This is a genomic window from Nocardia anaemiae NBRC 100462, assembly GCF_001612725.1.
Taxonomy (GTDB): domain Bacteria; phylum Actinomycetota; class Actinomycetes; order Mycobacteriales; family Mycobacteriaceae; genus Nocardia; species Nocardia anaemiae.
In genome coordinates, this window is sequence record NZ_BDAZ01000021.1 from 21,110 (window position 1) to 34,136 (window position 13,027).

The 13,027-nt window shown below is 62.6% G+C and carries 6 protein-coding genes; 2 read left to right on the forward strand and 4 right to left on the reverse strand.

The window, feature by feature from the left end; all coding sequences use genetic code 11:
* Positions 1-12: 12 nt before the first annotated feature.
* The 3 genes from NA5_RS14475 to NA5_RS14480 form a co-directional block, all read right to left on the reverse strand.
* A complete protein-coding gene (locus NA5_RS14475) occupies positions 13-2,511 on the reverse strand; it encodes a DEAD/DEAH box helicase (RefSeq protein ID WP_062986022.1) in 2,499 nt (832 codons plus the stop codon).
* A gap of 937 nt (positions 2,512-3,448) precedes the next feature.
* Positions 3,449-3,598: a hypothetical protein gene (locus tag NA5_RS40360; RefSeq protein WP_157110414.1), complete on the reverse strand. Its 150-nt coding sequence runs from the start codon at positions 3,596-3,598 to the stop codon at positions 3,449-3,451.
* A 437-nt stretch (positions 3,599-4,035) separates the two neighbouring features.
* Positions 4,036-6,888 (reverse strand): tetratricopeptide repeat protein, encoded by a 2,853-nt coding sequence (locus NA5_RS14480; protein WP_062986024.1) that lies wholly within the window; start codon positions 6,886-6,888, stop codon positions 4,036-4,038.
* Positions 6,889-7,648: 760 nt separating this feature from the next.
* Here NA5_RS14480 and NA5_RS14485 point away from each other — a divergent pair.
* Positions 7,649-8,482 carry a DUF4365 domain-containing protein gene (locus NA5_RS14485; protein WP_062986025.1) on the forward strand — a complete coding sequence of 278 codons (834 nt, stop codon included), beginning with the start codon at positions 7,649-7,651 and terminating at the stop codon, positions 8,480-8,482.
* Between the two features lie 266 nt (positions 8,483-8,748).
* The gene (locus tag NA5_RS14490) at positions 8,749-9,558 is read left to right on the forward strand and encodes a hypothetical protein (protein ID WP_157110415.1); all 810 of its coding nucleotides are present in this window, start codon (positions 8,749-8,751) and stop codon (positions 9,556-9,558) included.
* Between the two features lie 132 nt (positions 9,559-9,690).
* Here NA5_RS14490 and NA5_RS14495 read toward each other — a convergent pair whose 3' ends face one another.
* A complete protein-coding gene (locus NA5_RS14495; RefSeq protein WP_062986145.1) occupies positions 9,691-12,945 on the reverse strand; it encodes a protein kinase domain-containing protein in 3,255 nt (1,084 codons plus the stop codon).
* Positions 12,946-13,027: the final 82 nt, after the last annotated feature.

The following is a 13,027-nucleotide window of genomic DNA, read 5'->3' on the forward strand; positions in this document are numbered from 1 at the left end:
ACCCAACACCGGTCAGGGCTTACGCGGCGTCACGCCCCATTTCTGGACGAAGGACTTGCTGTTGAGACCCCATGTCGCCAGTTGAGCGCTGGTCTTGTCGGTGTTCTGGTAGGCGTTGTCAGCTGCCAGTGCTGCGGCGTACTTGCTGATGGCTTCGCGGAGCTTGGCGAGCTTGGCGAAGGTGAACACTCGGGCCCCAGGTCGGCCGGAGGCTTGCTTGTGCAGCATGTTGGTGTTGTGGACTAGCACCGGGGTCGCGCTGCACGTGTGGTCGTACTTCTCGTCGAACCAGTCCATCGCGTGAGACAGCTGCTCGGCGTCGTGGCGCCAAATCGCGTCTGTCGTGCTGCCGCTCTTGCACTCGATGACCAGATATGCCAACTCGCCCAGGGACCACAGGACGTCCGGACCTTCCCCGGTGTCGCGCTCAGGTCGTTGCGCACCAAACCCGAGATGCAGGCCGAGCTCATGCACGGCCTGCTCGAAGATCGGCACGCTGGCCGGGTCCGGGTTTGGCATGAGGTCGTCCAGGACCGCGGCAACCCCGACGATCAGGTCGTTCCCATTTTCGTAGCGCGTGGTCAGGTACTCGGTGGCCTGCCGGGACTGGTCGGCGATGCTGCTTATACGGTGATACTCGACTCCGTCCCGGGGGCGCAGCACCGCCTTGTTGTCGGTCTGCGCGGACTTCTGCATCTGCAACGCGGCAGCCGGGTCCACCAAGTGCAGGTAGCTGGCGGCCCGCTGCTTGAGCCAGCCCTCGTGCCTCCGATCGCTGCGGGCGGCAGTGATTGCCTCGCGCATCTTCGCGTGGGCGTCCCGGTAGCGGCCGAGCTCAGCCATCCGGAACGCCTCCCGTTCGGCCACGGCAATGGGCGAGATAGTGCTCGTAGTTGGGTAGGTGACGCCGTCAAGGGCGTCACGGCTGGCCGTAACCCACTCCGGATCCCGGTCCAGGCACTGGTCGATCACGCTGCCGAGCTCGCTAAACGACATCCCGTGAAGCATGTCGGCGACCTGCCCAGACAGAGTCAGCTGGGCTCGAGTCGCCGGGCTAAACTTGGCCACGCCGCCAGCCTTGTGCAGGCGTTGGGTGAGTTTCGAGCCGACCAGCAGGACCGCGCAGTGGTCGTCGTTGGACCGAACGCCGCGACCCATGCCTTGTTCGATCCGCTGGATCTGCCGTGTGATCATCGCGTCGCTCTCGTCCAGAGCGAGAGCTTCGATACGGTCTAGGGCGCTATATGCCTCGGGGAGCCCATCGAGGGCCAGGATGCGGCAGGCGTTACCTGGGAGGTCGATGCCGTCGTACTTGTTGATCAATACCACCAGACCGACGTGCCCCTCTCTCAGCGCCCGGACGCCGTCGTGGATGCTCTGGCTGTCGTGTTCGGCGTCGGCAACCTGCCTCCAGAACGCGGCTCGGCGGCGCGACGGCACGATGACCACGACGTTGTGCCGCTCGGCCTGCTCGACCAGAAAGTCGCGTACTTCCTCGTCGGTGGTGCCAGGGTGGGTTTCCAGCGGGGTCAAGATCATGCGGTCGCCGAGGTCGTCGGCGGTTTGTGGGGTGATCGGCGTGGCAATCGTGGTCGGTGTGGCGCCGAAATGCGTGACCAGGACGCTGTCGTCGGCCAGAGTGGCGGTCAGGTAGATCCGGCGCTTGGCGGCGGCCAGGCTGGGAATCCTGTCGATCGGTGGGCAGGGAGGCTTGATCTCGATCTCGTCGTAGCTGATCGCTACATCGCACAGGTGCAGAACCTCGTGGATGAGGGGCCACACGAACTTGAACTCGTCGCTCGCGCGGTGCGGGTGCAGGGCGTTGAGGACCTGTTCGCGGTGATCCGCCCAGGCCCAGTACGGGATCCGCAGCGCGACGCCGGGAACGTCTTCGGCCAGGTCTCGGAGCGCCGAGGGCGACTGGTCCCGCAGGGCGTGATCGAACAGGTTGGCAAGTGGTTTGTAGGCTGCGTGGCCGCGGGGGATGGTGAGGGTGAACTGGTCTTCCAAGGTCGCCAAACAGGCATGAGTGTCGTCGACAAGCACTGAGCCCATCTCGATGTGTTGCCGAGTGTCGCCCACGACACCGAAGACCGACAAGCCGTTGATCACTTTGTGGACGTAGGTGACGAGGATGGCCTTCCCGGCCTGGAACCGACCTGAGCGAGGATCGTCGGTGGTCTCGATGCCCAAGGCCTTCGCTTCGCCCCGAACCTGGTCGGCGAGGAAGATGTCGGGTGTGATGTAGACGGCCGCGCCGGCGCTCTCGTTGAGGCAACTCTTGAGCATCATCAACCCGACGACCGTCTTGCCGCCGCCGGTGTTCATCTTGACCAGCAGGTCGGATTCGGTGCGGCGCTCGTGCCAGCGATCCCATACTTGCGTCTGCACATCCCACGGTCGGGCGTACTTCGGGTCGCGAGCCGGCAGCGCGGCGAATATTCGCCGCGGTTCGGTGGCGGAATCCACGACCGATCGCTTGGTCAACTTGCCGAAATCGAGTCCCGCCATCATCAGCCCCCTGCGCGATCGCGCACGTCGGTGTACGTGTTGCCCTGGTCGCCGTCGTCACGGCCAGCGTTTCGGCCGAGCGCCCTCAGCACCCATTCGGGTGTACTTCAGTGACCCCAGGATCGAACGATCGTACTCTGAGCTGCATCGGGGCCGTTGCTATTTCACAACGTGCGACCTCGTGTCGGACCGGGGCCTCCGCCCCATCCGAAACCTTCGGCCGACGACGGGCCTATCCCGCCCTGCAGATGGATTCCGCACTGCGGGAACGGTTTCGGATGGTTCCCGTGTTCACTAAGGATCGATCGACTTGGCACCCAGCTTTGCTCCGGCAGCATCGTCACAGTTACGCCGCAGGCTTTCACCGTGACCTCCTCACCGGCACGTTTAGCCGGCTACGGAGTCGACCACCACAAGGGTTGTCGTGCACTGCATGCCGGCCCATATCCACCAGTTTGAGCCGGTGCTTCGCTTACGAAGGTCTACCACTGGTGTCTCTCGTATACCGTCCGATCTTGTTTGTTGAACCCGGTCCCATCTGGCAGTGCCGACCCGTCCCAGCTTTGTCAGCGCTGCTGCCGAGTTGCGTGCACCCGGAGGGCTTCGGCTGAAAGAGCGTTGGATATCAGTGCACTTGCTTCACTTCTGGTCGAAGTAAATGGTGAGTGGGAAACGTCCGGCGGTTGGACCAACGCTCGGCCGTTGCCGATTCGACGCTGCCGTTTGTCCTCGTGGCTTCGCATCATCCGCATCCAGAGACAACCGTCTACGAGTGCCTGGCGATCGATGGTGTCATCCATACGCATTTGGACGATGCTGTGCGCCTGTGAGTTCCGGGTCGAAAACGATCGGGAGTGTCGCGCCGCGGAACGGCCGATACCTGCGCAGGCCAGCCGCGTGGTGGGTGGTGGAGGAGACAACCACCCACCGCCATCAACTATTGGTCGTCGTCTTGCTCTGCGCGACTGGCCGCCGCGTCGGCGCGATCGGCGAATCCGCTTGTTGCGGTGTCGGATTGCGGATCCCTCTCGGCGGCTGCGGCGATCCGATCGGCTAACTCGCGATCCATCGGACTGTTCTTACCCATTGTGGTGCGCCTTCATGATTGACGCGCGTACCCAGCTGATGCACCGCCAAGAGTGCGCTCGGGCATGGCAGGGGGTGGGGAAAGCGGCACAGCCGATCCCCGTGTCCGGCGTCGGCCAAGCCTGACGTCGGCGCGTCGCACATCCGGCCTCGATGCGGGTCCCAGAATCACCGCGGGAACAGCCTTGCGGGGAGCATGATCCCGGCCGCCTTTATGCTTCCAGGTCTCGTCCGGCACACCAAGCATGGCGATCCGGGCACTTGCCGGACACACTCTCGTCCTCGAAAGCCGCGGTAAACTGCGGTTTACCGCGGCGTTGGGAAGGGGCTGTGTCGCCGTCCACGCCTCAAGGATTCTGTCCGCACGATGTGTCGGGTCGCTGTGGTGAATCCGTCGAGCTTTGAAGTCAGTGAGATGCGGATTGTGCAGAAGTGGCGCTATCCGTTGACGGGGCCTCTGGCAGCGGCCTTTTCACGCAACGTTCCGTCGGGGTGTAGGCCGAAGTGTTTCAGCTGACAATAGGTGGCAGCGTCGCCGCGCCTCTTTCGGAACTCGGCAATATGCCACCATAGAATGACCTGGCCGTGTATCCCGGCAGCATGGATTGCCAGCTCCTCGGCGTCGTCCGTATCACCCTGTCCTTCAAGGCTTTCAACTGTTTCGAGGACACTTGGAGGCTTCGCACGCTGCGCCACGATTCGCCCGACGTCCTCGGTCTGTCCGGAGTGTTCGTAGATGGCCACGAGGACTTCCTGGACGTAATCCTCGTCGATCCCGCGGTACTGCAAGCACGCCCGCTTCGCGCCATCCCAATCGCCAATCTCACAACGCTGGCGGATGATTTGCCGCCATCCGTCCTGTCCGCCGAAGAGTCCGCCGGATTCGAATGGCGCCGCGTTCCGTGCGGCGTGTTCGGCTTCCTCCTGTAGTCCTGCTCGCTCGTACTCGGCGGCTAGCTCCGCCCATCCGGTTCCGTCTCCGAGGCCCGCAGCGTTGGCTGCAGCAATCTTCGCGCTGTCGAACTCTCCATCTTTTGCCCGTTCAGTGGCGAGACGGGCCCATCCCATTCCTTCCCCTCGCTCGGCCGCGGCCTCCGCACCCTGCGTGTCTCCAAGCTCGTGCCGCAGCGCGGCAAGCTCGGCCCAGGCGTACTGCGGCTCGTCGACGTCGGAGAGGGCGGTACGAAGCATTGTCTGCTCGGCAGCCTCGTACTCCCCCAACAACGCCAGCGCTCGTCCGACGTCCTGCCACGAGTTCTCATAGCCACGTTCAGCAGCTGCTTGGAATGCGCGCGCTGCGCCGCGGTAGTCGTGATACGAGAACATAAGTGCGTTGCCGATCTCGACCCACCCGTAGGGAAAGCCAGCAGCGGCCATAGCTTCTGCAGAGCGTTCTGCGCCGACGAAGTCACCAGAGGCGGCCCGGCGCGGAATGAGGTGCTCGTGCCATGTGACCGGGATACCTTCTCGTTCACAGTCTTTCCGTGCGGCCTCGTCCGCACCGAAGCCATCTCCGTGCTCCTCGCGCAACTTCGCCACGACCGACCAATTGATGAAAACGTCGTTGGCGTTCTGAAGCATAACTTCGGCAGTTGTCGGGTCATCGACCGTGTAGTAGAGCTGGGCGATCTCGTACCAGAGGTAGCCGGGATAGCCGTGTGCCGCACCGAGATCAGCCTGTGCTGCAGCGACCAATTCATCGGCAAATGACAGATCATGATGGTCTCTGGCCAATCGCGCGAGGTCCGCCCACCCACCGATCCAGCCCAGTTCGATGGTGCGGCGATGCAAACGCTCTGCTTCCGGATAGAGCAGACGACGCCGAGCCTCCAGCGCGACTGCACGGGCCGCCGATCGGTTGACCGCCTGATCCGCGACAAGCCCCCACAGTTGCTCGTGCGGAGGCTCGTTCAGATGCCTTTTGCCGTAGTAGCCGAGGAAATCCGCGAGCATGAAGCCATCCAAAGCTTCACCGCCGATGACTGTCCTGGCAGGCTCGAGAGCCGCAACCGCCCGCTTCACCGGCGTGGTCGCTTCCCGAACTGCCAGCTCGAACCAATCGTCCCGCAACCTCAGTTGCTGACGTGAACTGAGATAACAAGCGGCAGCTTTGCGCAGCAGCTCGTCCGGAATCGGAAGTGCATGGCCGATTCGGAACAGGTCGATCGCAGCTGTCAACACAGCCTTCAGTCGAGTACCCGCGCCTTCATATGACCGTACGAGTGCCGGACCGCCAGCGAGGTTCTGCACGAGTTCGCCACTCGCGGCGGCGGAATCAAGCACGTCAGCGAACTCCGGTCCCAGGATCCTGCGTGCGTCGTCGATCTGCGACACGGAGAAGGTTGACGGCACAGCGATCACCTCGACGTTGAGGTCGAACAATCGCTCCACCGCGACCCCGAGATCGAGCTGCTCGTCAGATTCCGTATCACCCCATACCGTCCCGATGACAAGCACAGCGCAGCTAGTGGTAGCGACCTCGAAGAGCCGCGGAACAACTTTGTCCTCACCATCGCCAGGTCCCAGAAGTTCCTGAATGTCATCGAGCAAGATCACAGTCGACGCGGCTATGTCCGATTCGAGGACCTGATGGAGCTGATCCTTCCCGCTCGGGCGGACCAGCGACCAGTCCGGAAGTCGGTTTCGTACGGCCTCGACGGCACACCTGGTTTTGCCGGTGCACGAACCTCCCCGCAGGATGATCATCCGACTTGCGCGCCCGGCGAGGGCGCCATCGATCGCTTGTCGGACGGCGGTGTCATGCGGGCGCAGGACATAGTCGACCATTCGAGTCCCACCCACCGTCGCATGTATGCGCAGAGCCTCGGCTGACCATTCGCAGACCGGCTTGCTGACCGGCCCCTTCGAAGCCCGGTATGGCACAGTGGCGGCATTCGCCCAGTTCGGTGCGAGCCGTTCGGTCCACGATGCAGAAGCGTTGTCGACGAGGACAGGTGACGGGTTGGAGAGTTCACTCCGAGGAGTGGGGAACGGGGGCGCGGCATTGCCGTCCTTCCACAGCCTCTGCCAGTACTGTCGGTCGAACCATGCAGGGTCGATCGGCAGTTTCTTGTGCGCGGCGATTCGTTCGCACGCCTTCACGTACATCGACACCGACCGCGCCCGTACATTGGTGCCGTTCTCGATCCTGCTGACGGTATCGTCGGAGAGGGAATCGCCGGTGCCGCGCAAGGCATTCGGCAGGTCGGTCTTGTCGGCCTGTACGCGGTGACGCAGCGCCGCGAGCTCTTGTGCGAGCCGCGGGGTGGCATCACCGGTGGGGCTGTTCATCGGTCTTATCTTCTCCGAAACAATCACGTCCGGCAGCGGATTACAGGGCCGTGACAATGAGGATCGCGACGGCGATCGACCCGAGCACGCACGCACATACGCACAGCCGCAGCGTATGCCCCCAGCTATCCATAGCTTTGCGGACCGTCTTGCCGAGTTCCGCCCACATTGTCTTCCCCGTCCGTCGACGCGTGATTGCGATGAGCGGGCAACGATCTCGGTCGCTAACTCCCGCTCGATCTCACTGCACCACAACAGAATCCACAGACCACAGTTCAGCGGTGCAGTGCGGAGACCTGCCGGGAACTGCGGAGTATTGCGTGTGATTGAGGGCGATGCCGCTCACGCATCGGGACACGAACCCGAGAACCGGGCTTGGAACCCTTCACCGCGATAGCAGTGTGGACACCGTGGCCGTCAGTCCGGGGACGTGAGCACTCAAAGGAGACGCAGCGTCAACACCTTCGTTGCTCGATACGATGGCCAGGCAAGGACCTCACCCTCCTCAGCCGTGCCCCAAAGGTTGACCCAGCCGGGCATCCAGGGCCGTCCTGGGCGCTTGGATACCCGGTCACCCACCATCGGGACAATCTTGAAATCGACCCTCGGCAACATCATGGACCGCAAACATCAGGCAGCGGACCGGTCAGTGCGGCACTCTAGTCCGGAGGCTAATGCGTGCTGAGATACCGACTCGCAAAAGGAGATTGAAATGCCTCCCAGACGGCCGAGATCTCACATCAACTCAGAGATCTCGATTGTGAAGCTCAATGCGGCCTTTCTCTCGGCGGGGTGGACGGTAGAGGAGTTGCACCGTGACTACGGCGAGGACTTGCACGTGCGGATCTTCGACGACGGCGAGCCCACCCCGTTCCGGTTCTTCGTCCAGGCCAAGCACATTCACCACGCGTCACGGTGTCGAAGCAGTGACGGCAGGTACGTGTCCTACCCGTTCAAGCGACACCATATGCAGCTGTGGGAAGACTTCTGGGATCCGGTAGTTCTGACCTTGTGGGATGTCGAGAAGGACCGGATCTATTGGGACATCGCCCAAACCCTCGAATGGCCGCCGACGGACAAGGAGACTCGAACGTGCCTGATCCGATTCCCGACTGACAATCTGCTCGACCCGGATGGCCTGGCCCGCATCAGGTCACGCACCATTGCCCGGTCTCAAAGACTCGAGGTGCAGCTCAGTGGCGTTCAAGTACTGATCAACAGGATTTGCGCCCTGTTCGACACCGAGATCGACTACGACCCCCGCGCCGGACGCCTGCTCATCACGCTGCCCAACGGAGACGGTGACCTCACGTTCTTCGGCTGGATGGGTGAAATCCTGCCCGAGCTCATGCAACGTACCGGGCTGGATGCCGCGACGTTGTACATGATCCTGACCGAGATGTCGCTCGGGTTGATGAAGACCGCTGAAGCGGGGCATCCATTCCCCATCATCGACCAGAACGGTTCTCTGAAACTCCTCACCGATCCTGTTGAGGTGATGCGGCACACGATCCGCGAAGCGGAGGCGTCCCCAAAACGTGCGAGCGCCGCAGAGATCGCACAGATCATCGAGCGGCTGAACATCCGCCCCTGATCCCCCTCCGGCTCTATGAAGTGCACGGCTCGCTCAAGGTTGCTCGTGTGCAATCGGATTGGTCGACAGGCTGCTTACGTCGTGTGTAGAGTCGGGCGTTGCAGCAGGAAGTTGTCTCGGCAGCAGTAGCCGAGGTCTGTTGGTGGATACCAGGCATCTCCAACAGCAACCACGCAGGGCGTGGACACTGCGCTACCTGGTCAACGTCTTCGTCAGCGAGACTGGCGTGTCACTGTGCTGATGCCTGGGCAGCGTGGAGACGCGCGATGTCGGACTCGTCGAATTCCTTGGGCCGCAACAAGATTATCCGCGCCCGGCAGCGCTACTCCCCTGAGCCACGATGGGAAGCGCAATATGGTGTCCGGGGCAGTCTGATCGGATTCGATACCGACAATCGCTCGCAGCAGCGAATGCGGGCACAGTTGGCGCTGATGCTCCTCAACTCGGCGCAGTCACCACCGCAGGAGTTGGTGGAGGCCAGTGACAACCGCGGTCATCACTGGCGGGATCTCTACGGCCTCATGGTGAACACTCTCGTCTTCTCGCCACGTTTCAACGATCTCGCTGTCTTCTCCGACATACCCGGCCATCTCGTCGGGAAGATTCACAACTTCCCCGGCATCCGCTTCGAGGACGTCGACTGGAAGCATGACGCATTGATCTTGAAGCACATCCCGACCGGGGGGACTCTGAGTTTTCGGTACTTTCCGAGCCATCACCCGAGGATGCGGGAGCAATGCCCCAAGTACAGATTATTGGGCAAGGTCGACACCCTCCGCCAGGACGCGGAGCTGGAAGACGAGGAAAGACTCGCCCTGTCCTGTATGCCGGCGATGACCGAGGATGCCGAACGCCTTCTCGCAGCGCTTATCTCGCGCCTGTATCTACATAGCCCGAATGAACGGTGGGCAGTCGGAGCGCTGGTCGACGATCCACTCCGACGTCCACGACCAAAAGCCTCACCATTGCCGTCGTGGGCTCGTTCTCGGGCGGCGTCGGCGATGCGGGACTGGTTCCCGAGCATCCGGTCCAGATACGCCGCGCGTAGTGACGGCGAACCGTTGATCACCCGGTGAAGCTCCGCCGCGCCGGCGGCCTGCGCCGGATCCATCATGTAGTACATCCTGGGGGACGCTGGCCGGTTCGAAACTATTTGCGAGGGGCCGACATTCAGCGAACCGCAATCCTGTAAGCGGCACCTCACGGCTTCACGAGTCGGACTTCGCGGCGGCCCATGCCGCAATTTGTGCTCGTGAGGTGAACCCGAGCTTCGTCAGGATATGTTCCACATGTCCCTCTGCCGTACGTGGCGAGATCACCAACCTGCCTGCGATCGCCCTATTGGTAAGGCCCTGGGCAACGAGACCCGCAACTTGGCGCTCGCGCTTGGTCAGTTTTCCCTCTGAGCGCGGCTCGGATTCGATTGTTCCCGGCCCCTCTCCCAATGCATAGCCGACAGCCGCATCGAAACTCATGGCGGCGCCTTCCTTGCGCGCCGACTCGAACACCTTATTCCCCAACGCTTTGCGGCAACTCTGAAAGCAATCATCGCGGTAGACACGCATTTTTCGAAACATGAATGCCGAACTGCCGGCAACGCGACCCAAGGAGTCGGCAGCCCCTGTCAAGACCGCGGCACGTCGGTAGTTCTCCGCTTGGGCCTCGATCCAGGCCATTGTCTCCGAACAGGCCGCAGCGATGAGCGGATCAGCTACCAGACGCGCGGACCGAATCCCTTGCCGCAGCATGTGCACAGCGCGGTCCGACTCGTTCGCTTTCCAGTCTGTGAATCCCGCCGCCCACGAGGCCCACGACCGAAACATAGTCTCGCCGTTGAACTCCGCGATTTCGAGGGCTCTTTTCAGATACACAGCGGCGTTCTGAACGTCCCCCTGCAGAGCATTTGCGCAGCCTAGCGCAATCAGGGCATCCAGTTGCAATTTGAGGTCGCCTGATGCTTCATACGTGTCGAGAGCATCAAGCAGAAGAGGGCGGGCACGCGCTAGATCGTCGTCATCACCGGTAATGTAGGTGGTCCCTTCGGCATGCGCGAAGAGGGCTGCGACCAGTGGGTCCGAGGCCTCGTCGGCCAAGGTCTCGAGCCGGGCCATTGTCCCAGCCGCGGCCGGCAGATCTCCCTGCATCGCGGCCATCACGCTGGCTGAGTAGAGACTCTTCGCCCGGTCGGTAATCCGCGCGTCGGTCGTGCGATCGAGCGCGCGCGTACTCCAACGGCGTCCCTCACTCAACCGTCCACGCAAAGTCCAGAACAGGTAGAGCGCCGAGGCGATCCTCAACGCGGAATCGTCGGCCTCGCGCAGACCTAGTTCCAATGCCTTACGCAGATTCGGCAGCTCCCGGTCCAAGCGAGCAATCCAGCGCAGTTGGTCCGGGCCGACCCACTCCGCCCCCGCTGTCAGCGCCAGTTGCTCACACCAGTTGCGATGACGCCTTTCGTATTCGCGGTAGTTCCCACTCTCCTCAGCTTTTTCGCGCCCGTACTCTTGAACGTTCTCGAGCATCCGAAATCGAATCGCTGCATCGATTTCCTCACGTATCAGGATCGACTTGTCGACCAGAGCGGACACACCATCGAGTACCTCCGCTTCGGACAGATCGTGGCCGCATACCTGCTGGGCGGCGTCGAACTCGAAACCACCGACGAAGACCGACAGCTGGGCCCATAGCCGCTGCTCGACCGGGGTACAAAGGTCATAACTCCAGCCGATGCACCACCGCAGGGTCTGCTGCCGCACCGGGGCACCGCGGCTCCCCCGTGTCAGCAACTCGTACCGATCATCGAGCCGGGACAGGATCTGCTCCGGCGACATCGTCCGCAGACGGGCCGCGGCCAGCTCGATCGCCAATGGCAAGCCGTCCAGCCGTGCACAGATCCGGGCCACACAGCGATCGGTGTCCTCGGTGATCTCGAAACCCGGCACCGCCGCGGCCCCGCGTTCGGCAAACAACGCCACGGCGTCGTAGCGTGCCGCCACACGTCGTGTCAGCTGGTCAGCGATGACGGGAACATCCAACGGGGGCACAGAGAACACCGCTTCTCCGCCTACACTCAAAGCCTCGCGGCTGGTCGCCAGGATCCGCAACTGTGGGTACGTCTGCAACAACGACTCGGCCAGCGACGTGACCGCGTCGATCACCTGCTCACAGTTGTCGAGGACAAGTAGCACGTCGCGGTTGGACAATAAGTGTTCCATCGCTTCCACCATCGGGCGGGCGCCCCGGTTACGCAGCCCGAGGGCAACGGCCACAGCGTCGGGGACCAATGTCGGCTCCGTGAGGTCACCAAGCTCCACCAGCCATGCTCCGCCGTTGAAGTCAGTCCGCACCTTGTGAGCCACCCGCAGCGCGAGTCGTGATTTGCCGACACCTCCGATCCCTGTAAGCGTAACGAGACGTGATCTTGCGAGCAGACTCTTGACCGCGGCCACCTGGAGCCGCCGGTCAACGAAGCTGGTCAGCTCGAGCGGTAGATTCCCGACGTTGTTTCCCATGGCTGACATCGGCACCGCAGCCGAAACATGGTCGGCCAGCAGACCGGTTCGTGGTCCCGTCGGAAGTATCATCTCGTCGACTACCAGCCCATGGTCGCGCTCTATCTGCCGCAGACGCTGCCCCAAGGTCAGTACAGTGGGGCGATCGCGCGGATCGCGCGACATCGCCGCCTCGACCGCACTACATATGTCGTCCGGAATGCCGTTCTCACGCAGATCCGGAACGGGTTCCTCCGTGATACGTAGAAACTGCGCAACCAGCTGCTCACCTTCACGGCGCTCGAATGCCGCATGCCCGGTCAGAGCACAGAACAACGTGGCGCCCAGCCCGTACACGTCGGACGCTGGGCTCGCCCCCTCGCCACCGAGCACCTCGGGTGCGGTGAACGCCGGCGATCCGGTGACCGTACCGGTTGCCGTTTTGAACCCGCCGCCGACATGAGCGATCCCGAAGTCGGTCAGCGCTGGTTCACCGTAGTCGGTCAGCAGAATGTTTCCCGGCTTGATATCGCGGTGCAAAATCTCCGCGCGGTGCGCCGCCTCCAACGCACCCGCAATCTTCACCCCCAGGCTCAGCACCTCGGCAGGCCGAAGCGGCCCGTTAGTGCGAATGCGCGTATCCAACGAGCCGTGCGAGTGGTAAGGCATCACCAGATACAACAAACCACTCGCTGTTTCACCAACCTCCAGCATGTCGACAATATTCGGATGTCCAGTGAGCCGGCCCATCGCGCGCTGCTCGCGGAAGAAGCGCTCGCGATCCTCCTCGAACCGGCCGGTCAGCACCTTTACCGCCACAGTGCGTCCAATGGCGTGCTGCACGCACCGGAATACCATGCCGAAGCCGCCTCGGCCGATTTCCTCCGCATCCTCGAATCCGGCGTGACCCAACTCCGCGACGACGTCGATTCCGACGTCGCGCTGTGTTCGGAACGGATCACCTTCGACCATCGACACTCGCGATCTACCTAGCAGGCACAGTCAGAATATCGCCGCTACAGCCGTCTGGCATCAACACAAGGCATCGAGCGAA

What these genes read in the sequence shown, in the direction of transcription:
- NA5_RS14480 (WP_062986024.1), bottom strand. Translation starts at nt 6,888, where the DNA reads ATGAACAGCCCCACCGGTGATGCCACCCCGCGGCTCGCACAAGAGCTC.
- NA5_RS14495 (WP_062986145.1), bottom strand. Translation starts at nt 12,945, where the DNA reads ATGGTCGAAGGTGATCCGTTCCGAACACAGCGCGACGTCGGAATCGAC.
- NA5_RS14490 (WP_157110415.1), top strand. Translation starts at nt 8,749, where the DNA reads ATGTCGGACTCGTCGAATTCCTTGGGCCGCAACAAGATTATCCGCGCC.
- NA5_RS40360 (WP_157110414.1), bottom strand. Translation starts at nt 3,598, where the DNA reads ATGGGTAAGAACAGTCCGATGGATCGCGAGTTAGCCGATCGGATCGCC.
- NA5_RS14475 (WP_062986022.1), bottom strand. Translation starts at nt 2,511, where the DNA reads ATGGCGGGACTCGATTTCGGCAAGTTGACCAAGCGATCGGTCGTGGAT.